The sequence below is a fragment of the Klebsiella sp. OBRC7 genome (genome assembly GCF_000293135.1).
Lineage (GTDB): Bacteria > Pseudomonadota > Gammaproteobacteria > Enterobacterales > Enterobacteriaceae > Klebsiella > Klebsiella michiganensis.
Map to the genome: position 1 here is coordinate 1 of NZ_ALNJ01000146.1, position 21,392 is coordinate 21,392.

Annotated in this window: 23 protein-coding genes, 2 tRNA genes and 3 pseudogenes; 14 read left to right on the forward strand and 14 right to left on the reverse strand. The window is 54.2% G+C overall.

The genetic code is table 11. The annotated features are described in order from the left end of the window. From HMPREF1144_RS27685 to HMPREF1144_RS32525, 7 genes and pseudogenes are all read left to right on the forward strand, one after another. On the forward strand, window positions 1-523 hold a 523-nt coding region (locus HMPREF1144_RS27685; protein WP_042928654.1), incomplete at its 5' end, for a formylglycine-generating enzyme family protein. 175 nt (window positions 524-698) lie between these two features. After that, complete coding sequence (locus tag HMPREF1144_RS27690) at window positions 699-1,472, forward strand: formylglycine-generating enzyme family protein (protein ID WP_172619287.1); 774 nt, start codon at window positions 699-701, stop codon at window positions 1,470-1,472. A gap of 54 nt (window positions 1,473-1,526) precedes the next feature. Next, on the forward strand, window positions 1,527-1,793 hold the full coding sequence (locus HMPREF1144_RS32175; protein WP_042928656.1) for a PAAR domain-containing protein: 267 nt from the start codon (window positions 1,527-1,529) through the stop codon (window positions 1,791-1,793). 3 nt (window positions 1,794-1,796) lie between these two features. Continuing rightward, entirely contained in the window at window positions 1,797-2,951 is a 1,155-nt protein-coding gene (locus HMPREF1144_RS27700; protein ID WP_009654744.1) for a hypothetical protein, read from the forward strand. Next, a pseudogene (locus HMPREF1144_RS27705) lies at window positions 2,938-4,737 on the forward strand (ImcF-related family protein); the annotation flags it as partial. The gene HMPREF1144_RS27700 and the pseudogene HMPREF1144_RS27705, both read left to right, overlap by 14 nt. A gap of 67 nt (window positions 4,738-4,804) precedes the next feature. After that, window positions 4,805-5,383 (forward strand): VasL domain-containing protein, encoded by a 579-nt coding sequence (locus HMPREF1144_RS27710; protein WP_227500463.1) that lies wholly within the window; start codon window positions 4,805-4,807, stop codon window positions 5,381-5,383. A gap of 51 nt (window positions 5,384-5,434) precedes the next feature. Next, window positions 5,435-5,884, forward strand: a complete 450-nt coding sequence (locus HMPREF1144_RS32525) for a hypothetical protein (protein WP_004851494.1) — start codon at window positions 5,435-5,437, stop codon at window positions 5,882-5,884. Here the strand turns inward: HMPREF1144_RS32525 and HMPREF1144_RS33845 are convergent. The 5 genes and pseudogenes from HMPREF1144_RS33845 to mdtK all read right to left on the reverse strand — a co-directional run. Continuing rightward, window positions 5,808-6,077 (reverse strand): annotated as a pseudogene (locus HMPREF1144_RS33845) (hypothetical protein); the annotation flags it as partial. The gene HMPREF1144_RS32525 and the pseudogene HMPREF1144_RS33845 overlap by 77 nt on opposite strands. A gap of 46 nt (window positions 6,078-6,123) precedes the next feature. Then, a pseudogene (locus HMPREF1144_RS33950) lies at window positions 6,124-6,267 on the reverse strand (Arm DNA-binding domain-containing protein); the annotation flags it as partial. A gap of 311 nt (window positions 6,268-6,578) precedes the next feature. Then, window positions 6,579-6,655, reverse strand: a tRNA-Val gene (locus HMPREF1144_RS27720). A gap of 14 nt (window positions 6,656-6,669) precedes the next feature. Next, window positions 6,670-6,746 (reverse strand) — tRNA-Val (locus HMPREF1144_RS27725). Between the two features lie 210 nt (window positions 6,747-6,956). Further along, window positions 6,957-8,330, reverse strand: a complete 1,374-nt coding sequence (mdtK, locus tag HMPREF1144_RS27730) for an MdtK family multidrug efflux MATE transporter (RefSeq protein WP_004851492.1) — start codon at window positions 8,328-8,330, stop codon at window positions 6,957-6,959. Window positions 8,331-8,559: 229 nt separating this feature from the next. On the opposite strand from mdtK, the gene HMPREF1144_RS27735 reads away from it, so the two are divergent. Then, the gene (locus HMPREF1144_RS27735; RefSeq protein WP_004851490.1) at window positions 8,560-9,195 is read left to right on the forward strand and encodes a riboflavin synthase; all 636 of its coding nucleotides are present in this window, start codon (window positions 8,560-8,562) and stop codon (window positions 9,193-9,195) included. A gap of 31 nt (window positions 9,196-9,226) precedes the next feature. On the opposite strand, the gene cfa is transcribed toward HMPREF1144_RS27735, so the two are convergent. Both cfa and punC read right to left on the reverse strand, forming a co-directional pair. Next, window positions 9,227-10,375: a cyclopropane fatty acyl phospholipid synthase gene (gene cfa / locus HMPREF1144_RS27740; RefSeq protein WP_004851486.1), complete on the reverse strand. Its 1,149-nt coding sequence runs from the start codon at window positions 10,373-10,375 to the stop codon at window positions 9,227-9,229. 297 nt (window positions 10,376-10,672) lie between these two features. Then, on the reverse strand, window positions 10,673-11,857 hold the full coding sequence (punC, locus tag HMPREF1144_RS27745) for a purine nucleoside transporter PunC (RefSeq protein WP_009654751.1): 1,185 nt from the start codon (window positions 11,855-11,857) through the stop codon (window positions 10,673-10,675). A 112-nt stretch (window positions 11,858-11,969) separates the two neighbouring features. On the opposite strand from punC, the gene punR reads away from it, so the two are divergent. Continuing rightward, window positions 11,970-12,881 carry a DNA-binding transcriptional activator PunR gene (gene punR, locus HMPREF1144_RS27750; RefSeq protein ID WP_004851483.1) on the forward strand — a complete coding sequence of 304 codons (912 nt, stop codon included), beginning with the start codon at window positions 11,970-11,972 and terminating at the stop codon, window positions 12,879-12,881. Between the two features lie 18 nt (window positions 12,882-12,899). Here punR and purR read toward each other — a convergent pair whose 3' ends face one another. After that, on the reverse strand, window positions 12,900-13,925 hold the full coding sequence (gene purR, locus HMPREF1144_RS27755) for an HTH-type transcriptional repressor PurR (protein ID WP_004851481.1): 1,026 nt from the start codon (window positions 13,923-13,925) through the stop codon (window positions 12,900-12,902). Between the two features lie 296 nt (window positions 13,926-14,221). Between purR and HMPREF1144_RS33160 the strand changes: the two genes are divergently transcribed. Continuing rightward, window positions 14,222-14,311, forward strand: a complete 90-nt coding sequence (locus tag HMPREF1144_RS33160; RefSeq protein WP_049082851.1) for a YnhF family membrane protein — start codon at window positions 14,222-14,224, stop codon at window positions 14,309-14,311. A gap of 164 nt (window positions 14,312-14,475) precedes the next feature. Continuing rightward, window positions 14,476-15,642 carry an MFS transporter gene (locus HMPREF1144_RS27760; protein ID WP_004851479.1) on the forward strand — a complete coding sequence of 389 codons (1,167 nt, stop codon included), beginning with the start codon at window positions 14,476-14,478 and terminating at the stop codon, window positions 15,640-15,642. 56 nt (window positions 15,643-15,698) lie between these two features. Here the strand turns inward: HMPREF1144_RS27760 and sodB are convergent, their stop codons facing one another. After that, complete coding sequence (gene sodB, locus HMPREF1144_RS27765; RefSeq protein WP_004851476.1) at window positions 15,699-16,280, reverse strand: superoxide dismutase [Fe]; 582 nt, start codon at window positions 16,278-16,280, stop codon at window positions 15,699-15,701. Between the two features lie 124 nt (window positions 16,281-16,404). Next, the gene (locus HMPREF1144_RS27770) at window positions 16,405-17,259 is read right to left on the reverse strand and encodes a C40 family peptidase (protein ID WP_009654747.1); all 855 of its coding nucleotides are present in this window, start codon (window positions 17,257-17,259) and stop codon (window positions 16,405-16,407) included. A gap of 167 nt (window positions 17,260-17,426) precedes the next feature. Here HMPREF1144_RS27770 and HMPREF1144_RS33415 point away from each other — a divergent pair, with 167 nt between their 5' ends. Next, the gene (locus tag HMPREF1144_RS33415; protein WP_009654702.1) at window positions 17,427-17,576 is read left to right on the forward strand and encodes a hypothetical protein; all 150 of its coding nucleotides are present in this window, start codon (window positions 17,427-17,429) and stop codon (window positions 17,574-17,576) included. A gap of 22 nt (window positions 17,577-17,598) precedes the next feature. Next, window positions 17,599-17,946, forward strand: a complete 348-nt coding sequence (grxD, locus tag HMPREF1144_RS27775; protein WP_004102692.1) for a monothiol glutaredoxin 4 — start codon at window positions 17,599-17,601, stop codon at window positions 17,944-17,946. A 51-nt stretch (window positions 17,947-17,997) separates the two neighbouring features. Here grxD and rnt read toward each other — a convergent pair whose 3' ends face one another. The 4 genes from rnt to HMPREF1144_RS27795 form a co-directional block, all read right to left on the reverse strand. After that, window positions 17,998-18,642, reverse strand: a complete 645-nt coding sequence (rnt, locus tag HMPREF1144_RS27780) for a ribonuclease T (RefSeq protein ID WP_004851472.1) — start codon at window positions 18,640-18,642, stop codon at window positions 17,998-18,000. Window positions 18,643-18,748: 106 nt separating this feature from the next. Continuing rightward, complete coding sequence (gloA, locus tag HMPREF1144_RS27785; protein ID WP_004119471.1) at window positions 18,749-19,156, reverse strand: lactoylglutathione lyase; 408 nt, start codon at window positions 19,154-19,156, stop codon at window positions 18,749-18,751. A gap of 79 nt (window positions 19,157-19,235) precedes the next feature. Then, the gene (locus HMPREF1144_RS27790; protein ID WP_004851469.1) at window positions 19,236-20,333 is read right to left on the reverse strand and encodes an alkene reductase; all 1,098 of its coding nucleotides are present in this window, start codon (window positions 20,331-20,333) and stop codon (window positions 19,236-19,238) included. A 53-nt stretch (window positions 20,334-20,386) separates the two neighbouring features. Then, window positions 20,387-20,986 (reverse strand): TetR/AcrR family transcriptional regulator, encoded by a 600-nt coding sequence (locus tag HMPREF1144_RS27795; protein ID WP_004851468.1) that lies wholly within the window; start codon window positions 20,984-20,986, stop codon window positions 20,387-20,389. Window positions 20,987-21,107: 121 nt separating this feature from the next. On the opposite strand from HMPREF1144_RS27795, the gene HMPREF1144_RS32185 reads away from it, so the two are divergent. Then, window positions 21,108-21,368 carry a DUF1289 domain-containing protein gene (locus tag HMPREF1144_RS32185; protein ID WP_161505415.1) on the forward strand — a complete coding sequence of 87 codons (261 nt, stop codon included), beginning with the start codon at window positions 21,108-21,110 and terminating at the stop codon, window positions 21,366-21,368. Window positions 21,369-21,392: the final 24 nt, after the last annotated feature.

Here is a 21,392-nt window from a genome sequence, read left to right on the forward strand (position 1 = left end):
TGGCGTAACCTGGCAACAGGCTAAGGATTACTGCCAGTGGTTGGGTAAGGTGTCAGGTAAAAAGATCGACCTGCCGACCGAAGCGCAGTGGGAATACGCCGCGAGGTCCAGAGGGCAATTCCTTCCCTTCGCTACCAACAACGGGGAATTCGAGAAAGGCAAGAACATTCCCGGCGAAGAACAACTGGATGAATACACTGATGGAATGGGGCTGCCCATCTACCCTATCGGCAAATACCCCCCAAATCCACTCGGGCTTTATGACATGGGCCTAAGCGGTTCCGAGTGGGTGAACGACTGGTACGCATCGGACTATTACTCTCATTCACCATTGAACGATCCTCATGGGCCAGAGAATGGCACTCAGAAAGTGCTGCGAGGCTACATTGGTGGTGACAGCCAATATGCTCTTACCATGTTCAGACAATCGTCAGAGCCTGTACCTAAAATCGACAAAGACGATAATTACGAGAAGTATGGTGTTGGCCCACAGTACGTATTCCGTTGTGTGATGAATAAGTAGCACTTTCATCAAGCCTCATGAAAGCACCATAATGGCGTAATCATTAAGGAATGAGATGAATAAGAAGCTAATAGCTATCGCGACGGGAGTGTGTTTTCTGACCGGTTGCGATCAGGGTAGTGCAGCGGCCGATACTCTGGCCGCGAAAATCCTTGCAGATAAGTCAGTCGCGAACATGATCTCTGTTCAGGGAGGTGAGTTTCTCATGGGCGATTTTGGCCCACTGGTAGGTGAGAAACTTCCATTTAGCATTAACCAAGATGATAAAAAATCACATAGGGTTGTTTTAAGTGATTTTTCAATTTCAAAATTCAAGGTCACGAATGCTAATTATCTTGTCTATTTGAATGCGACTGGGAAAGAAAAACCACCAGTTAACATCCTTGTTAAGGATTATCCCTCTTTAGCTGGAGGTGATTATTCTGTCAGTGTCACTTGGCAACAGGCCAAAGATTATTGCCAATGGTTGGGCCATACGGCAGGAAAGAATATTGATTTACCTACGGAAGCTCAATGGGAATATGCTGCGAGATCTCGAGGCCAATATCTACCATTTGCAACCAATAATGGTAAGTTTGAAAAAGGTAAGAATATACCAAGCGATGATGAGTTAGATAAGTTTACTGATGGGTTTGGTTTTCCATTTTATCCCATAGGTAAATATCCACCAAATCCTCTTGGTCTTTATGATATGGGACTAAGTGGCTCTGAGTGGACTAATGATTGGTATTCGGCTAATTATTATGAACATTCTCCTGAAAGGGATCCGCAAGGGCCGGAGACCGGAACTAAAAAAGTGTTGAGAGGGGCCGTTGGAAGTAACCCCCAATATTCATTAACAATGTTCAGACAATCTAAATTACCAATTCCAAAGATCAATGCTGATGACGATTATGAGAGGTTTGGCATTGGTCCACAGTATGTATTCCGCTGTGTGATGAACAATTAATATATTTTAGTCGTTACGCTTTATTCCAAACACTATCTGTAACTGGAACAATTTATGTCTAAAGGATTCGTTTTACTCGGTGATAAAACTACACATGGTGGGCAGGTGCTTTCTGCGTCATCGACCATGATTGTTAATGGTAAAAAGGTTGCACTGATCGGAGACAAAGTTAGCTGTCCGAAAGAAGGACATGGTGTTAATGCCATTATTGAAGGTTCGCCTGAATGGTCTTCAGACGGTAAAGCGATTGCTGTGGATGGTTGCCGCAGTGAATGTGGTTGTCAGCTGATATCCAGCGCGCCGGATTGTGTAATAGGATAACTAATGAGCTGGGAGCGTCAGAAATCAACGGTATCCAAGAAGCCTGAAGAACCTTCCTTTGTTCTTTGGTTTATGTTGGGAGTTGTTGCAGTTGTAGGGAGTGTGATGCTGTTCGTCCTGCATGCTAATAAGCTTTCAGGGCCTTTACAGGCATTCAATATTTGGGTCGTCACAGCAAGCCCCATAGTTATCTGGTTTTTCTTCCTTTGCCTGCGGGCTTGGGTCTTCAATAGTGCATTTGATAAGCACGAGTTCGAGGCTAATGAGGCTGATTACGCCCAGCAACAATGGACTGAATGGGCCGGGAGAAACATTGCAGTGCTCCATAGCAGTGTCATTTTTCCGGAGGCTCTGACGCCATCTCGCTTTTTGCAGGCCTCAGCAGAGCAGATGCAGCACACAACTTTGACGCAGCATTTTCATCACCCAGCTCCAGAAAATTCCTTCTCACAACTACTTGAATGTGCAAGTGATGCCCTGGCCAGGGTTCCATCAGACTTACCCCTCAGTGTCTCTTTGCTGACGGATTCGCAGGAAGATCCCCTGAAACTGCAGGACGAATTTGCGAAGGTCTGGCAGGACACAGTTCCTTTACGCCCTGTCCCTATTTTTAATATACAGACCGCAAAGACCTTTATCTGGCTGGAAGAAAGGATCAAATCGCCAACGCTGGATGTGGATCTTATTCTGGTGCATCAGACTCAGGGGAAAGGGTGTTATAGCGACATCCTGGCCTCTTTGTTGCTGACATCAGATGATGTTGCCACAAAATATCAACTTACACATGATGCCCGCCTGCTACGGCCAATGTCGTTAGATATGGTTGATATCGGTCAATCACTGGATACGTTTTTCTCAACGCAGACTCAGGCCTGTGCCACAGAAAATATCATCGGCGATCAGGCTGCCTGGGGTGATGCATTTCCTGACCTGCTTGAAGCAGCTGCCGTATACACAGGGCACTGGAAACCTGAACAGCTCCACTGGCTGGAAAAATATGCCGGGCTCAGCGGCCCCTTTTCTCCATGGGTAATGGCCGCAGTCGCCAGCGATATTGTGAATATACAAAAAGCAGACTGTCTGATGCTTTCTACAGATGGCAACCAGAAATTTATTAATACAGTACAAACAGGGAACCGAAACGATGACCACGGGTGATTCAGCATGGCGCGGAGTCTGGGGAAGACTGGGCTTCTCTGCGCTTTTATCAGGCGGAATTGCCTGGGGTATCTGGCACTTTGGTGATCAAATGGGGCTGCATACTCCGTTACTTAAAGGGCTGGTCATTGCCGGTGTCCTGGTTTTATTGATGCTGTTGCGCCATGGCAAAACAATTACACTTGCCATCAAACAGGGCTGGCATCGCTTTCAGGCAAAACGCAAAAATGTTCTGCCCGTCGATGAAGGCCGCGTCAAGCAGACCGCGCCCCGCAATGTCACCGTCGACACCATCCGTGACGCCATGCGTAACCTCTACGGTCGTTGCTGGGGGCGTAAAACACGCATCCTGCTGATAACCGGTACCGCCTCTGAGGTGGAGCAACTGACCCCTGGTCTTACGGCTCAGCTCTGGCAGGAAGACTGCGGCACGCTGTTGCTGTGGGGCGGCGACCTCAATACGCCGGCAGACAGTGCCTGGCTGACCGCGCTGCGAAAACTGCGCCGTTGTCCGGTAGATGGGCTGGTGTGGGTCACTTCGGCCTTTGACCAGCTCTCAGCACCAGGGCTGGGGCAGCCGCTGCCGGTACCTTCAGACAGCACCATGGATTCGCTCTCCCACGCCATCAGCAACCGAATGGATATACTTGGCTGGAAACTCCCGCTGTATGTCTGGTCCCTGCACCCGCGCGCCGGTAAGCCGGAAGGGCGCATTACGCAGGCAACCGGCTGTCTGTTGCCTGCCGGTTGCCGTACTGAAGGGCTGGCAGAGCAACTGTCCGCCCTGACGCCAGATTTGACTTCACAGGGTCTTCAGCAGACCTGCGGTGAGGTGAAACATAACTTCCTGCTGACGCTTGCCGACCAGCTCATTCGTGAGCCGGAAAGCGTGACCGCACCGCTGTCGGTGATGCTTAATCCGTACCGCCCGCTGCCGCTGGCCGGTGTGGTGTTCAGTCAGCCCTCTGCCGGTACCGAACGTGCCGTGACGCACCACTGGGGCATGGATAAGCGCTGGGATGTTTTACCTGAGTCTGTCCGCACGCTTGCTGCCGGACTGCGTCCGCGCAAGCCGGGCATTCCATGGCGCAAAGTGTTTGCGTCTGTCGTCGCCCTGGCGATGGTGAGCTGGGCTGCATGGATGGGCATCGCGTATGTCACCAACCGCAGCCAGATTGACGGCGCGAATGCCCAGGCCGCACTTGCCGCCCGACAGAATCAGCCGCTGGAGCAGCGTCTGCACGCGCTGTCTGAACTGCAGAAAACGCTGGCCCGACTGCAGTACCGTTCAGAACACGGCGTGCCGTGGTACGAGCAGGCCGGGCTGAGCCAGAACAATGCGCTGCTGGCCGCACTCTGGCCACGCTATCAGGACAGCGTATTGCCGCTGTTGCGGGATGCGGCCGCAGAGCATCTGCAGACTCAGCTCACTGCCTTTAATGCGCTGCCGCCGGGCAACCCGCTGCGCGAGCAGATGGCAAAAAACACCTATGACCAGCTCAAACTCTACCTGATGCTGGCGCGTCCGGAACATATGGACGCCGCCTGGTTCAGCGCTGCATTGCTGAATGACTGGCCGGTGCGTAACGGTGTAAAAAACGGCGTCTGGCAGGGTATGGCTCCGTCGCTGCTGTCGTTCTATGGCGCACAGCTGGTCACTCATCCTGAGTGGAAACTGCGAGCCGATGAAAACATGGTCAGCCAGGCGCGCTCCCTGCTGGTTCGCCTGATGGGCGTGCGTAACAGCGAATCGACCCTGTACCAGAAGATGCTCTCCCGGGTGGCTGGTTCTGCATCAACCGGATGACGCCACAAAAACCCTGGCTGCCTCCGTTGCCTCGCTGCCCGAACCCATGACGGCCCCGCAAATCGCTGCGTTCAGGGAAACGGGTAACGGCCGGAAAGATTCTGCCAAGTGGCTTGAGCGAATCACGAACCAGGTCAACGGGATCATGAACCAGTCGCCAGGATGGCGGCTTCGCTATGGTCAGGGACTGGTGTCGCAGGCGAAAGCGCTGTGGCCGGACGATCCGGCAACCCGTGAACTGGTAAAGCGCTGGGAGCAATATCAGGGAGCCCGGTCGCTGCCAGCCAGCCAGCTCCAGGGCTGGCATGAGGGAATGACGCAACTCCGGGCGCTGTCGGCTAAGCTTGATGCGCTGGATCACCAGAAGGGAAAATACCTGACGGGAAGCGAGCTGAAGACGATGGTCTGGCAGATAACGAGTTCGTTTGCCAGCGCAGTGCCGGTCGAAGAGCAACTGCGACAGCTTGTTCCCCCCCAGGAGAACGCTAACGCGAGTAATGCAGAACAAGTCTCACGTCATCTGGATTCGTTGAGTCACATACTGGGAAAGGTGTCGAACCAGGGTGGGGATGTTCATTCAGAAACAGACCCGGGTGCCAGTGATCCCGGCACGTTCCGTCGTTAAGCAAAAAATCCCGTTTGTCAGGGAGCAGGAAGGTAACAGGGAGTCGAACTGATGGCAGGTAAAGCGCAAAACCGGCGAAATCATCTGTCCCCATGGACGATTAAAGATATTCAGTATGTTGAACAACACTATGGGCGGCTTCCGACAGAGGAGATCGCCATAAAACTGGGGCGAAGCGCTGGTGCTATGCAACGAATAGCGCTTACATCCGGGGTGGGTAAACCGGGTTCCCGGCCCTGGATTGAAGACGAACGGTCGCTGATCCGTCTGCATTATCATAAGGGGCTGGATTATATGCAGGTACTGTTGCCCGGCAGAACAAGGCTGGCAATTTACGCACAAGCCTGCCATCTGGGTGTGACGGTCAGTAACTGGAGCAATCAGGAACGTCAGTTTTTAAAAGACCATCACGGCATCATGCCTGTCAGTAAGATCGCTTCCATACTCGGCAGGAGTCCCGAGGGAGTAAGACGGATGGCTTATGACATGAATCTACGTTAATTTCTGCTGTTCCACCATTGATAGAGCCGGTTACTGCCGCGCCGATCCTGACGCCCGCCCACGTCAGCGCCCCCAGCCAGAATGCGGGTAACACCAGAAACATCACGCCCACAAGGATATTCACAATCAGATCGTCGGAGATGTTTTGCAGGCCCCAGAGGTTGAAGTACGAGTGGGTGTCGTAAGACGCGAGCCTCGCTTAATGAAATTTCAGGGTAAGAGCCAAAACTCAGACGGTTCTGTTTTCCATTCTGGTAATAGCGAAAGTGCCAGCTTTTGGTACCTGTTTTGCTGACAAACAGGGAAAGCCCATCCATGTCGGTCAGTGAGTAGTTTTTAGAGCGTATATCAGCATTGCGAATAGCAGTATCAGATAGTGGCATAATATTCACCTCACTCAGTCTGCAATACTCTGTAATATCTATGTCTGAATTTTTAAATTCTGAAATACTTTTCCGCTGAAAAAATAAAAAAATGGCCCGGTGAAAGGGTGTTTTATCCCGTCATACGGGAGCTGAAAGGCCATTTTCGATATACTTAAAAATGTACTTAAATGCGCTGGATGCCCCTGCACGAGTCTGGATTGGTATGGAATATGCAAGGATAAAAATCTTGTTCCGCACACAAAAGTTCTGGCAAACGAAAGCAGTGAGTTTCAGATTAAAAATACAGAAATTACAGAGAGGTAGCGGATTGGTGCGTCTGAATGGACTCGAACCATCGACCCCCACCATGTCAAGGTGGTGCTCTAACCAACTGAGCTACAGACGCATAAAAATGCAAGGTGGTGCGTTTAATTGGACTCGAACCAACGACCCCCACCATGTCAAGGTGGTGCTCTAACCAACTGAGCTATGAACGCAATGTTGCAGTGGCAACGGGGACGCATATTAGCGGGAGGGAGGGGTTGTGGCAAGAGGCAAACGTCACTTTTCTTCCAGATTTCTCACGATCGCAGAAGTTTTATCCATATTGGTTATATTTTACTGATGCAAAAGAATATTTCTTCACCAGCATGAGAAAACGGCGCTGAATCAGCGCCGTTGGATAGCGACTTCGCTTCCGGGACGGGCTAGCGCGCCGCGCGTTGTAAAATGACGCTGGAAGGCTGACGCTGCAGGAAACGCATGCGCAGCATCATCATTACGGCGGCGGAGGTGAGGCCAATAATAAAGCCGCACCAGAACCCGGCGGGGCCCATGCGCGGTACCACGATATCGGTTAGCGCCAGCAGGTAGCCGCTCGGCAGTCCCAATACCCAGTAGGCGGTAAAGGTGATAAAGAAGATGGAACGCGTGTCTTTGTAGCCGCGCAGAATCCCGCTGCCGATCACCTGAATGGAGTCGGAAATCTGGTAGATCGCCGCCAGCAGCATCAGCTGGGACGCGAGGGTAACCACCTCGGGATTATCGTTATACAGCAGCGCGATTTGCTTGCGCATCAGAATGGTGAAAACCGCCGTGAAAACGGCCATGCACACCCCGACGCCGACGCCGGTTCTGGCTGAGGTCTGCGCCTCCAGCGTGGAACCCTGCCCGAGACGGAAACCGACGCGAATGGTCACCGCTGCCGCCAGCGAGAGCGGCAAGACGAACATCAGCGAGCTGAAGTTGAGGGCTATCTGATGCCCGGCGACGTCAACGATCCCCAACGGCGAAACCAGCAGCGCCACGACGGCGAAGAGGGTCACTTCGAAAAACAGCGCCAGCGCAATCGGCAGGCCCAGCTGTACCAGACGCTGGATGACGGCGAAATCCGGTTTGCTGAAGCGCTCTGTGTGATGAATATCGCGCATCGAACGCGCGCGGCGCACCCAGAAGAGCATGCTGAAAAACATGACCCAGTAAACCGATGCCGTCGCCACGCCGCAGCCGATACCGCCGAGCTCCGGCATCCCAAAGTGGCCATAGATAAAAATATAGTTCACCGGAATGTTGACCAGCAGACCGATAAATCCCATTACCATACCCGGCTTGGTTTTCGCCAGGCCTTCACACTGGTTGCGAGCGACCTGAAAGAACAGATAGCCGGGCGCGCCCCACAGCAGCGCCCGCAGGTAGCCGACCGCCTTATCTGCCATCGCCGGGTCGATGTTATGCATTGAGCTGATAATGTAACCGGCGTTCCACAGCACGACCATCACCATGAGGGAGACGAAGCCAGCCAGCCAGAACCCCTGGCGTACCTGGTGAGCGATACGCTCGCGACGGCCGGAACCATTCAGTTGGGCAATAACGGGCGTCAGGGCCAGCAGCAGGCCGTGGCCAAAGAGGATCGCCGGTAGCCAGATAGAGGTGCCGATGGCGACGGCCGCCATGTCGGTGGCGCTATAGCCACCCGCCATCACGGTATCGACGAAGCCCATGGCGGTTTGCGCCACCTGGGCGAGTATAACGGGTATAGCCAGTGCTAATAACTGACGCGCTTCAATAAAATACTTCTGCACGTAAACACCTTTATATTGTTGTTATTGGAGGACTAAAAAAGCCGCCATATGTGGCAGCAAGAAGAAAAGCAGAGGGATTTGCCAGACTATTGTAGCGAGGATTAGCCATTTAGCCAGTGAAAAAATTCCACTGCACGTTGTGCGCTGGCAACCTGTTTTGCCACCTGTTATTGTTCGTCATAGCCTAAAACGGTACTGATACCGTCACGAATTTATACAGGAGCAAAATATGTTTACCGGTATTGTGCAGGGGACCGCCAAAGTGGTGGCGATCGATGAAAAACCTAACTTTCGCACCCACGTCGTGGAGCTGCCTGAGCATATGCTGGCGGGGCTCGAAACCGGGGCTTCCGTGGCGCACAACGGCTGCTGCTTGACCGTCACCCATATAGACGGCGCGCGAGTGAGTTTTGACCTGATGAAAGAGACCCTGCGTATAACCAATCTGGGCGAGGTTGGCGAGGGCGACAGCGTTAACGTTGAGCGGGCGGCGAAATTCAGCGATGAAATTGGCGGTCACCTGATGTCCGGCCATATTATGACCACCGCGGAAGTGGTGAAAATTCTTACCTCGGAAAATAACCGCCAGATCTGGTTTAAGGTTCAGGACCCGACGTTGATGAAATATATCCTCTATAAAGGCTATATCGGCGTAGATGGGATTAGCCTTACCGTCGGTGAAGTGACGCCAACCCGCTTTTGCGTTCATTTAATCCCGGAAACGCTACAGCGCACTACGCTTGGGGTGAAAAAGCTGGGCGATCGGGTGAATATTGAAATCGATCCGCAGACTCAGGCGGTCATCGATACCGTCGAGCGCGTGCTGGCGGCGAAAGAGGCGGCACTGAAAACGGCGGCCGAGTAAAAAATATCCCCCGCCGACGCGGGGGATATTTTTAGCGGGCCACGCGCAGGCCGTGTTCGGCACCGCGAGAAAAAACCACCTGCCAGAGCTGAATATCGCGCGCGCGGAAAGCGCCAGCGCAGGCATTCAGATAATAGCTAAACATACGTTTGAAGCGTTCCGAGTAGTTGTCGGCGATTTCCGGCCAGCTGGTGAGGAAGCGCTCATACCAGGCCATCAGCGTTGTGTCGTAGTCGGCACCAAAATTATGCCAGTCTTCCATAACGAAATGCGATTCGCTGGCTTCGGCAATATGGCGCACCGACGGCAGGCAGCCGTTAGGGAAGATATATTTGTTAATCCACGGGTCAACGCTATGATCGGTTTTTTTCGAACCGATGGTATGCAGCAGGAAACGGCCATCGGGTTTCAGATTACGATCGACCACATCAAAATAGGTGGCGTAATTTTTAGGCCCGACATGTTCGAACATGCCAACGGAAACAATACGATCGAAGCTTTCGTGCAGGTCGCGATAGTCCTGGAGCAGGATGGTGACGTCGAGATCCGCGCAGCGCTGCTGCGCCATTTTCTGCTGCTCTGCCGAGATGGTCACGCCAACCACGCTGACCTGGTAATGTTTGGCCATGTAGTAAGCCAGCCCGCCCCAGCCGCAGCCGATATCGAGTACCCGCATCCCGGGCTCAAGCTCAAGTTTACGGCAGATCAGATCTAATTTTGCCTGCTGCGCGTCATCGAGACTCTGCGCGTCTTTCCAGTAAGCGCAAGAGTACTGCATATAGGGGTCGAGCATGCGGCTGAACAGATCGTTACCTAAATCGTAATGCTCTTTACCGACAATCCAGGACCGCTTTTTACTTTGCAGATTGAATAAGCGTGCGCTGGCGATACGCAAGGTATCCTTGAAATGATGGGGAAGCTGATTTTCCAGACCGGCGCGTAAAACTTTATGGAAAAATATATCCAGCCGCTCACAATCCCACCAGCCGTCCATATAGCTCTCGCCTAACCCCAGCGACCCTTCCTGTAAAACGCGCTTAAAAAAGAGAGGGTTTTTAATTCGCAGGTCGGAGGGAGCAGGACCATTAATTTCAATGCCCGCACGGCCTAATAATTCAGCTGCAATTCGGTACCAGTCATCATTTGGTACACTTACTTCTTCTATACACGATGAACTCATAGCTTCTCCATCACGCCCAAGTGATCAGAACCTTAAAACAGCGTAGACGCTTTTTTGGCTTTGTGAGAAATCTCACGGATAATCCGTGAGGCTGCTATCCGACGTAGAACAGAGGAAGGGAGATAACCCTTGCCGAAAGGCCTTCCATGGTGAAACGGGATGCATCCTGCTCCCGTTAAAATCAATTAATTTCTATTTATGTGATGCCGGATCCAGTATAGGCCGCTAAAAACAGGCTTTCAACAAAAATATCTTAGCAAGCTAATTACTGGATCTTAGCACTATCAGCACATTACCTTAAGCATGTGACGATTTTGTTGCCAGATGCTCAGCTTTGTACTGCATGCGGTAGCCCATCCCGGCCAGCACGATGGAGACCAGCATCACGCTGGTGGTCGTTTGCAGCGGGGTGGCAATCAGCGTCGAGACAAGCAGGCTGGTAAGGAAACAGAGGCCAAGCTGTAGGGTGTTTTGCAGCGCAGCGGCGCGGCCGGTCGCCTGTGGGAATGGCTTAAGGGCCTGCGCGACGACGATAGGGTAAATACCGCCATTCACCACCGCCATGGCGCAGAACGGAATCATCAAACCAACGAGCGTGGCGTTTTCCCGCAGGCCTACCAGCCAGGTGGCGGCGACGCTGAGGGCGAAAATCGCCAGCAGCCAGGGCAGAATTTGCTGGCCCTGCCATTTTTGCAGCGCCGCGCGGCAGCCATAACCGCCCACCAGAAACGCGATAGTTTGCGGAACGTAGCTCAGGCCGATAACTGTCGGGCCATAGCCCATTTCATGAAGAATAAACGGCGAACCCGTCAGCCAGGCAAAAAAGCTGGCGGAACAGGCGGCGTAGATGAGCACGTTACCGCTATACTCGCGCGAGCGCAGCAGGGTGAGAAACGTGAGCTTCTGCTGGGCGCTGGCAACCGGTTTGTTCGCTGGCTTCAGACGCAGGGCGGGCAGCATCAGCAGCAGGGTAATCGCGAACAGCACGGCAAAAATAGCCTGCCATTCAAAATGGACCAGCAGCCAGCTGCCGAGCAGCGGCGCCAGCGCCGGCGATAAACCGACCAGCGGCATAATGGCGGCGAAAATCCGGTTGGTTCTTTGCGCTGGATAATAATCGGTGACCATCGCCTGCCAGGTCACCGCGGCGGCGCAAACCCCCAGGGCCTGAATAAATCGCAGCGCGAGCATCAGGTTGGCATCGCGAACCCACAGCATCCCCAGACAGCCGACAGCAAAAATGGCCAGCCCGCTCAACAGCACCGGCTTGCGGCCATAGCGATCGGAAAGGGGCCCCCAGAAAAGCTGGCCCAGCGCAAAGCCTGCCAGGAACAAGCTCAGGCTGGCGCTGACGGAGGCCGCAGAAGTGTTCAAATCTTGTTGCATGGCGGCGAAAGCCGGAAGATACATATCGGTCGCCAGAAAGCCCAGTACGCTGAGTCCAGCCAGCCAGACTAAAAATCCTTTCCCAGGTTGTTGCATCATCTTCTCTTTTTATTGTTGCAGGTACGATGGCGCAGAGTGTAGGGAGTGCATTAAGGCTTGTGAAACGCTAATATTTGTCAGGTGAATTCAAAAATTTTGCAGGCAGAAAATGTGGTCCGAATACTCGCTTGAAGTTGTCGATGCTGTCGCCCGCAACGGCAGCTTTAGCGCCGCAGCGCAGGAACTGCACCGCGTACCCTCGGCCGTCAGCTATACCGTGCGTCAGCTGGAGGAGTGGCTGGCGGTACCGCTGTTCGAACGTCGTCATCGTGATGTGGAATTAACGCCGGCCGGCGTCTGGTTTTTACAGGAGGGGCGATCTGTTATCAAAAAAATGCAGATCACCCGCCAGCAGTGCCAGCAGATAGCCAACGGCTGGCGCGGGCAGCTCTCTATTGCGGTGGATAATATCGTTAAACCCACGCGCATGCGGCAGATGATCGTTGATTTCTATCGTCATTTTGATGACGTCGAACTGATTGTTTTTCAGGAGGTGTTCAACGGCGTCTGGGATGCGCTCGCCGACGGTCGCGTGGAGCTGGCCATTGGCGCGACGCGCTCAATTCCGGTAGGAGGCCGCTACGCCTTTCGCGATATGGGAATGCTGAGCTGGGACTGCGTCGTCGCGAGCCACCATCCGCTGGCCAAAATGGCCGGGCCTCTGAGCGATGACGTTCTGCGCAACTGGCCGTCCCTGGTCAGGGAGGATACCTCGCGCTCGTTGCCGAAGCGGACCACCTGGCTGCTGGATAATCAGAAGAGGGTGGTGGTGCCGGACTGGGATGCCTCAGAAACCTGTCTCTCCGCCGGACTGTGCGTCGGTATGGTACCCGGGCATTTAGCGCGCCCGTGGCTTGATAGCGGCGCATGGACGGCGCTGGAGCTGGAGAACCCCTTCCCGGACGCAGCATGCTGCCTGACGTGGCAGCAAAGCGATGCTTCGCCGGCGCTGCTATGGCTGCTGGATTACCTTGGCGATAGCGAAACGCTAAACCGGGAGTGGCTGCGGGCGCCGGAATGACCGACGCCGCGGGAAAGGTTAACGGCGATAATCGACAAACGGGCCGTCGGCCACGGAACGGCGTTCGACCAGGCGAGGGTGGACTTCAATCGACTGCGAGATTTCACGCTTATTAACGATGCGGTCCAGCAGCATGTTAAACGCCGCCTCGCCAAGAGAGTCTTTAGGCTGATGAATGGTGGTCAGCGCCGGGCTAAAGTAGCGGGCGTTGCGCACGTTATCATAACCGATCAGCGAAATATCCTGCGGCACGCGCAGACCCATTTCATCCGCCGCGCAGATGGCGCCCATCGCCATAATATCCCCGCCGCAGAAGATGGCCGTTGGGCGAGGGTGCTGGCCGAGAATCTGCTGCATGGCGCGGTAGCCGGATTCCGGCTCAAAATCACCCTGCACAATCCAGTTTTCCGGAACGCTAATCTGCGCCTCTTCCATCGCTTTCATAAAACCTGCCAGCCGGCCTGCGCCGGTGTTACGCTCCAGCGGGCCGGGGATCACGCCGATATCGCGATGCCCGCGCTCAATAAGGTAGCGCCCGGCGATATAGCCGCCTTCAAAGGCGTTATCGACAACCGAGTCGGTGAAGTCGGCTTTTGCCTCGCCCCAGTCCATCACTACCATCGGAATATGGCGATACTCCTCCAGCATGCTTAACACCGACTCCGGATATTCGGAGCACATCACCAGCAGGCCGTCTACGCGTTTCTGCGCCATCATTGACAGATAGGCGCGCTGTTTCTCCGGGTCGTTCCACGCGTTGCCGAGGATCAGGGTGTAGCCCTTCTGGAAGCAGCTCTTCTCGACGGCTTCGATAATCTCAGCGAAATAGGCCGCTTCGCTGCTGGTTGCCAGCAGACCAATAGATTTGGTGTGATTGACCTTCAGGCTGCGGGCAACGGCGCTGGGGGAGTAATGCAGTTCTTTTATTGCCGCCCACACCGCATTGCGCGTCTCTTCCGCAACGAATCGGGTTTTGTTAATCACATGTGACACTGTTGTAGTGGAAACGTTTGCGCGCTTCGCTACATCTTTAATAGTTGCCATTACTTCTCACTCCAGACCTTGACCTGATCGTCTGTTTATCGGTACGTAAACGTTTGCCTGTACACACCCTGGCGCCAAAATTGAGCATGGCATCACGTCGGGAAAACGACACAGAACGACAGGAAGGGGTCAATGGCCGATACGCTTTCAAATTAGCGTGGGATTTTGTCCGATCTTGGGGCAAAGGGGAAGAGCAAAAATGTGCATCACTCTAAATCTCGGAAGATTTTTACGCTATTCTGTGTAAAAATGAGCAAGCTCACTTTTCATGTGGGGATAATCAGGGGGAAAAATTGATGGATACAAATTTAAAGTTTTCGCTGACGACGACGATTATTGTTCTTGGTTTGATTGTTGCCGCAGGTTTGACCGCCGTACTGCACTAATTATGCGATAAGGGAGGGGCCGCTCTCCCTTTCTCTCCGCCATTATTATCATTTTCGCAAAAATCTTTTGCCATTTCGTTCACTTTTGTTTTTCTGTGATTGATGTCATGCTTTTGACTTCTGAAGAGATGCCGTCGCGGAAGGCGGCCTGATGGAGTCCCTGCATGAAAATCAATTTTCCCCTGCTCGCGCTGGCGATCGGTGCCTTTGGTATCGGCACAACCGAGTTCTCCCCGATGGGGCTATTACCGGTTATCGCTAAAGGCGTGGACGTTTCGATTCCGGCGGCGGGAATGCTGATTAGCGCCTATGCCATCGGCGTGATGGTCGGCGCGCCGCTGATGACTCTGCTGCTCTCCCACCGCGCGCGCAGAAATGCGCTGATCTTTCTGATGGCGATTTTTACCCTCGGTAACGTACTCTCTTCCATTGCTCCGGATTACACCACGCTGCTGCTGTCGCGCATTATTACCAGCCTTAACCACGGCGCCTTCTTCGGCCTGGGTTCGGTGGTGGCGGCGAGCGTTGTGCCAAAACACAAACAGGCCAGCGCGGTGGCGACGATGTTTATGGGGCTGACCATCGCGAATATCGGCGGCGTTCCCGCGGCGACCTGGCTGGGCGAAACCATCGGCTGGCGGATGTCGTTCCTTGCAACGGCGGGGCTGGGCGTGATCGCGATTATCGGTCTGTGGTTTTCTCTACCGAAGGGCAGCGCCGGCGAGCGCCCTGACGTCAAGCAGGAGCTTTCCGTGCTGATGCGTCCGCAGGTGCTGTCGGCGCTGCTGACGACGGTACTGGGGGCAGGGGCGATGTTCACGCTTTATACCTATATTTCTCCCGTTTTGCATACCATCACCCACGCCTCCCCGCTGTTTGTGACCGCCATGCTGGTGCTGATTGGCGTCGGTTTCTCGCTGGGTAACTACCTTGGCGGTAAGTTTGCCGACCGTTCCGTTAGCGGTACGCTGAAGGGCTTTCTGCTGCTGCTGATGGTTATCATGCTGGCGATCCCGCTGCTGGCGCAATCGCAGGTGGGCGCGGCAATCAGTATGGTGGTCTGGGGTGCAGCGACCTTTGCGGTGGTGCCGCCTTTGCAGATGCGCGTGATGCGCGTCGCCCACGAAGCGCCGGGGCTGTCATCATCGGTCAATATTGGGGCTTTTAACCTCGGAAATGCGCTGGGCGCGGCGGCGGGCGGCGCGGTCATCTCTGGCGGCCTGGGCTATGCCTTTGTCCCGGTGATGGGGGCGATTATCGCGGGCGTGGCGCTACTGCTGGTGCTGTTCAGCGGCCGGGCGCAACCGGAAGAGGCGTTCGCCAACCGTTAATATTGCGTGAAGTCATACAATAACCGCAGAAGCTGAAAGGCTTCTGCGGTTTGCTTTTATGCAGCCAGATTAGCAGCAACAAACTTCCAGTTTACCAGCGCCCAGAAGTGCTCCAGATAGTTCGGACGGGCGTTACGGTAGTCGATGTAATAAGCGTGTTCCCAGACATCCACGGTCAGCAGGGGAGTCGCGTCGCTGGTCAGCGGCGTACCGGCGTTGCTGGTGGAGACAATGGCCAGGCTACCGTCGGCGTTTTTCACCAGCCAGGTCCAGCCTGCGCCGAAGTTTTTTACCGCTGCGTCGGTGAATTTGGCTTTGAAATCAGCGAAGCTGCCGAAGGACTTAGCAATAGCCGCCGCCAGTTCGCCTTGCGGTTCGCCGCCGGCGTTCGGCGCGAGGCAGTTCCAGTAGAAGGTGTGGTTCCAGACCTGAGCGGCGTTGTTAAAAACGCCGCCATCGGAAGAACGCACGATCTCTTCCAGGGTTTTGCCTTCAAACGGAGTGCCTTTGATCAGGTTATTCAGGTTGGTGACGTAGGCCTGGTGGTGTTTACCGTAGTGGTATTCCAGGGTTTCTGCGGAAATGTGCGGCGCCAGGGCGTCTTTTGCATATGGTAATGCAGGTAATTCGAACGACATTGCTACTCTCCTTTTTATAGTTTGCCTGCGTAATAACCATGTATTACGCAGGGTAATAATAGTAGCAAATTAAAAGATGTGGCAAAAGAGAGAGTTACCCTGCCGCCGCAGCGACAAGGCACAATTAGCGAATGGTTTTCGGCGTCATGACGCGACGCGCGCCAACGTAGTGGCGTACCCAGTAATCGTCGCTTAATGAGGTGATCTGAATATCGCGGCCGGTACGCGGAGACTGGATAAATTTGCCGTTGCCAACGTAAACCCCGACGTGATCGGCAGTGCCGCGCCCGCGGGTGCGGAAGAAGACGAGATCCCCGCTTTGCAGCTCGCCGCGATCCACCGGACGGGCGTCGCGCAGGTGATACATCTCATTGGCGGTGCGCGGAATGTGAATTTTAACCAGGTCTTTATAGGCATAATAGACCAGACCGCTACAATCAAACCCGGTACGCGGAGAGGTGCCGCCCCAGCGATAGGGTTTGCCAATCTGATCCATCAGCTTGGACATGGCGGTGCTTTGCGCCTTTTGTACCCGAGCTTTATGCGCGTCGGCGATGGTCAGCTGCGGCTCGTCGGCAACCGGTTTGCAGCGGGTTTTATAGCCTTTACGCACTACGCACTTTTTCTGCACGCTTGCGGTTGCCATTTTGCTTTCTGCTATCGACCTTGTCGAGCTGGCGCACAGTTTTTTATAGCCTTTGCGCAGAACGCATTTTTTTGTGGCGCTGGCAGTCTGGCGTGACGCGGTTGAGTTGCTGCGGCTGGCGGTCGACGTTTTCTTGCTGGGGGTTTTGGCGGTGGTTTTACTTTTAGAGCTGGCTGCTTTTTTCTTACGCTCTGCGGTCGTGCCCTTGGCCGGATGCGCTTTTGGCGTGGCCGAAGCGTGCGTATGCCCGGAAGCATGCGCCAGCGGCGTCAGTGAAATAGATGTGAAAAGTAATGCACAGAGCGAAATCGCGATTTTGTTAAGACGCGCCACTGAGCACTCCCCTGATTAAATTACAGACATATACAGATGCCTGACGATGAATGACAAACCGCATCGATTCTAAAGCATAAAATCGTGGAGAGTTACTACTCTTTTGTATCTAACGTCTCGTTTGGTTAACATTTGCAAAAAAATGCTTCCGTCAGAGGTACCTGAGCGTGAAAAACGCGCAAGGCGTTGCCGCGTATAGCAATAAAATGATATTTTTAAGGCAACTTATGCCGACAGAAGATAAAATGTGGCAAGTGAAAAAAATGTTATTATCGGTCCTGCGCCCAGGGCGCTACAATGACAAATTACTGCCGTAAAGAAGTTTAAGGAAGCACGACAATGAGCACGACTTTAGAAAAAATCCAACGTCAAATCGCTGAAAACCCGATCCTGCTGTACATGAAAGGGTCGCCGAAGCTGCCAAGCTGCGGTTTCTCCGCTCAGGCCGTTCAGGCGCTCTCCGCCTGTGGCGAACGTTTTGCCTACGTCGATATCCTGCAAAATCCGGACATCCGCGCAGAGCTGCCGAAATACGCTAACTGGCCGACCTTCCCGCAGCTGTGGGTTGACGGTGAACTGGTCGGCGGCTGTGACATCGTGATTGAAATGTATCAGCGCGGCGAACTGCAGCAGCTGATCAAAGAAACGGCCGCGAAGTACAAGACTGACGAACCGAAAGCAGAGTAATTCGGCTGCCAATAAAAAAGCGACTTCCGGTGAAGTCGCTTTTTTTATCGCTTACTCTTCGGCCATGGGTAATGGCCAGCCGCCAAGGCGCTTCCAGCGGTTGACGATTTCGCAGAACAGCTGGGCGGTTTGCTGGGTATCGTAAAGCGCCGAGTGTGCCTGGGTACCATCAAATGCCATTCCCGCAGCAATACAGGCTTTCGACAGCACCGTTTGACCCAGCGCCAGGCCGCTCAGAGCCGCGGTATCGAAGGTCACGAACGGATGAAAAGGGTTACGTTTCAGGCCAGCCCGCTCTGCCGCCGCCATGGTAAAGCTGTGATCGAACGTGGCGTTATGCGCGACCATAATCGCGCGGCTGCAGTCGCTCTCTTTCATTCCCTTGCGGACCATTTTAAAAATCGCGTGCAGCGCATCGTATTCGCTCACCGCGCCGCGCTCGGGATCGTTAGGATTAATACCGTTAAAAGCCAGCGCTTCGGGCTGCAGGTTGGCGCCTTCAAAAGGCTCAACATGAAAATGCAGCGTTTCGTCCGGCATCAGCCAGCCTTCCTCATCCATTTTCAACGTAATAGCGGCGATCTCCAGCAGGGCGTCGGTTTTGGCATTAAATCCGGCGGTTTCAACATCGATTACCACAGGATAAAAACCGCGAAAACGGTCGCACAGACCATTAAGTTGAACGTTCTCGGACATCAGATTCTCTTAGCTGGAAAAAAGTAGCGCGCATTATGGCAAATTTTGCCGCGGCTTGCAGCAGGAAGGGGATAAAACAGCAGGCACCGCGGGTGCCCGCAGCCGATTAGTTGCCGAGGCCTTTTCCGGCGTCTTTCTCTTCAATCAGTTCAATTTTATAGCCATCCGGATCTTCGACGAAAGCGATGACGGTGGTGCCGCCTTTGACCGGGCCGGCTTCACGCGTTACGTTGCCGCCGTTCTGGCGGATACGCTCGCAGGCTTCTGCCGCGTTTTCAACGCTGAGCGCGATATGGCCATAAGCGCTGCCGAGATCGTACTTATCAACGCCCCAGTTGTAGGTCAGCTCAATCACGGCGGTATCGCTCTCTTCGCCGTAACCCACGAATGCCAGCGAATATTTATACTCAGTGTTTTCGCTGGTGCGCAGCAGTTTCATGCCCAGCACGTTGGTGTAAAACTCAATAGAACGTTGCAGGTCGCCAACGCGCAGCATGGTGTGAAGTAAGCGCATAATGTCCCCTATGCAGTTTATTTTGATACATCAGAGCGTTAAGTATAGCGGCGATAACCCGCCGCTATCAATGGAGGGATTACAGAGTAGGGTAATCGGTATAACCTTCCGCGCCGCCGCCGTAGAAGCTTTCCGGACGCTGCGGATTCAGCGCGGCCTTCTTCTGCAGGCGCGCGACCAGATCCGGGTTGGCAATATAGTCGCGACCGAAGGCCACGGCATCGATCAGGCCTTTACCGATCAGATCGTTTGCCTTTTCCACCGTGTAGGCGCCAGCGCCGATAATAGCACCGGGGAAGCGGTCGCGGACTTTCTGACGGAATTCATCGCTGTACGGTTGGCCGCCAGCCCAATCCGGCTCGGACATATGCAGGTAAGCAATACCGCGTTTGGCCAGCGCTTCGATGAGATAGAGCGCGTCGGCTTCTTCATTCGGGCCATTATCGACGTTCTGGAAGCTACCGATAGGCGAGACGCGAATCCCAATACGGTCGGCGCTCCACTCTTTACTCGCCGCATCAACCACTTCCAGCACCAGGCGAGCGCGATTCTCCACGCTGCCGCCGTACTGGTCAGTACGATGGTTGGAAGAAGGGGAAAGGAACTGGTGCAGCAGGTAGCCGTGCGCGGAGTGCAGTTCGACAAGGTCAAAGCCGGCATCGCGGGCGTTGCCTACCGCCTGACGGAAATCATCAACGATCCCGGGGATCTCGGCGGTTTCGAGCGCGCGCGGCATCGAGGTGTCTACGCGAATAGCGTGGCCGTTTTCATCACGCAGCGAGGTACGGGTGCCCGCGCTAATGGCCGATGGTGCAACCGGCGCGGCGCCACCCGGCTGGATGCTGCTGTGCGAAATGCGCCCGGTGTGCCACAGCTGAACGGCAATACGCCCGTTTTCCGCGTGTACGCCGGCGGTGATTTTTTTCCATGCGGCAATCTGTTCCGGGCTGTGCAGGCCCGGTGCGCCCGCGTAGCCTTTAGCCTGAGCGGAGATCTGGGTAGCTTCGGAAATAATCAGGCCTGAGCTGGCGCGCTGGCGGTAGTATTCGCCCATCAGCGGGGTAGGAATATCGCCCGGTTCAATGCTGCGCAGACGCGTCAGCGGAGCCATAAACACGCGATTCGGTACGGTTACCGCACCCACTTTCAACGGGGTAAACAACTTTGATTCTGACATAATGACTCCTGAGTAGACCGGTCGTCTTGAAACGGGGTAAATAAAAACGCCTGTTAAACGGCAGGCGCAGCAATAATACGTTTGGCGTGGGCAAGGGCGCTTTCCAGCGGCGTTGCGCTACGCGTAATTTTAGCCTGCAGATTCGCCCCCAGCCACAGGGAGTAAAGCACCTGCGAGAGGGTTAAGGCGTCTCCGTCAAACGCAAGGCTGCCCTCCTGACGGCCTTTCTCCAGCGCGTCGCCGAGGAGAACGATGATCTGGCTGGCGCCTTTATCCATCGCGGTGCGCATATCTTCTGACAGATCGCAGACCTCTGCCGACAGCTTCACCGTCAGACAGCCGCTGATGATGCCCTGCTGGCAAAACTGCGTCAGCGTATGCTGATAGTAGGCCAAAAGGCGGTCGCGATAGTTCCCCTCGCCGTGGTCAAAATGCTCGACCAGGCGCTGAAGATATCCGGCGTAGTGGTGGTCGAGCAGCGCAACGCCAAAGGCTTCTTTAGAGCGAAAGTAGTGATAGAAAGAGCCTTTCGGCACTTCCGCTGTTTTCAGCAGTTCGCTCAGCCCCATACCGGTAAACCCCCGATGCATGCAGAGCTGCTCGCCGGTGGCCAGGATATGTTCGCGGGTGTTACATTCACTGTGCTTGTTCATGGTGCTCACTGTAATAGACCGATTGGTCTAATGCAAGTCATAATTAAAAATGCCGCCTGGCGCAGAGGCTGATGAACAAAATTTGCGTACGGCGGATGAAACGTCTTCAATAAAGAAAGAGATGAGTGGCAGGAGAGGCGAAGTGGCTGAACAACTGGAATTCTTCCCGGTACAGAGTCCGTGCCGGGGGATTTGTCAGTCTGATGAACGCGGCTACTGTCGGGGGTGTATGCGTAGCCGCGACGAGCGTTTTAACTGGCAGAAAATGAGCGATGCGCAAAAGCAGGATGTTTTGCGTCTGTGCCGACAGCGGTTGCTGCGCAAATTACGCGCAGCTAAGCAGGATAGTGCGGTAGAACCGCAGCAACCCTCACTGTTTTAAGCCTAAAATTGCGTATACTCAGGG

Coding starts and splice junctions, on each gene's coding strand:
- HMPREF1144_RS27790 (WP_004851469.1), bottom strand. CDS start 20,333: ATGTCAGAATCAAAGTTGTTTACCCCGTTGAAAGTGGGTGCGGTAACC.
- HMPREF1144_RS27735 (WP_004851490.1), top strand. CDS start 8,560: ATGTTTACCGGTATTGTGCAGGGGACCGCCAAAGTGGTGGCGATCGAT.
- HMPREF1144_RS27795 (WP_004851468.1), bottom strand. CDS start 20,986: ATGAACAAGCACAGTGAATGTAACACCCGCGAACATATCCTGGCCACC.
- purR (WP_004851481.1), bottom strand. CDS start 13,925: ATGGCAACTATTAAAGATGTAGCGAAGCGCGCAAACGTTTCCACTACA.
- punC (WP_009654751.1), bottom strand. CDS start 11,857: ATGCAACAACCTGGGAAAGGATTTTTAGTCTGGCTGGCTGGACTCAGC.
- HMPREF1144_RS27710 (WP_227500463.1), top strand. CDS start 4,805: ATGACGGCCCCGCAAATCGCTGCGTTCAGGGAAACGGGTAACGGCCGG.
- gloA (WP_004119471.1), bottom strand. CDS start 19,156: ATGCGCTTACTTCACACCATGCTGCGCGTTGGCGACCTGCAACGTTCT.
- HMPREF1144_RS33160 (WP_049082851.1), top strand. CDS start 14,222: ATGGATACAAATTTAAAGTTTTCGCTGACGACGACGATTATTGTTCTT.
- HMPREF1144_RS27760 (WP_004851479.1), top strand. CDS start 14,476: ATGAAAATCAATTTTCCCCTGCTCGCGCTGGCGATCGGTGCCTTTGGT.
- sodB (WP_004851476.1), bottom strand. CDS start 16,280: ATGTCGTTCGAATTACCTGCATTACCATATGCAAAAGACGCCCTGGCG.
- HMPREF1144_RS27690 (WP_172619287.1), top strand. CDS start 699: ATGATCTCTGTTCAGGGAGGTGAGTTTCTCATGGGCGATTTTGGCCCA.
- HMPREF1144_RS27700 (WP_009654744.1), top strand. CDS start 1,797: ATGAGCTGGGAGCGTCAGAAATCAACGGTATCCAAGAAGCCTGAAGAA.
- HMPREF1144_RS32185 (WP_161505415.1), top strand. CDS start 21,108: ATGAGTGGCAGGAGAGGCGAAGTGGCTGAACAACTGGAATTCTTCCCG.
- HMPREF1144_RS32525 (WP_004851494.1), top strand. CDS start 5,435: ATGGCAGGTAAAGCGCAAAACCGGCGAAATCATCTGTCCCCATGGACG.
- cfa (WP_004851486.1), bottom strand. CDS start 10,375: ATGAGTTCATCGTGTATAGAAGAAGTAAGTGTACCAAATGATGACTGG.
- rnt (WP_004851472.1), bottom strand. CDS start 18,642: ATGTCCGAGAACGTTCAACTTAATGGTCTGTGCGACCGTTTTCGCGGT.
- grxD (WP_004102692.1), top strand. CDS start 17,599: ATGAGCACGACTTTAGAAAAAATCCAACGTCAAATCGCTGAAAACCCG.
- punR (WP_004851483.1), top strand. CDS start 11,970: ATGTGGTCCGAATACTCGCTTGAAGTTGTCGATGCTGTCGCCCGCAAC.
- HMPREF1144_RS32175 (WP_042928656.1), top strand. CDS start 1,527: ATGTCTAAAGGATTCGTTTTACTCGGTGATAAAACTACACATGGTGGG.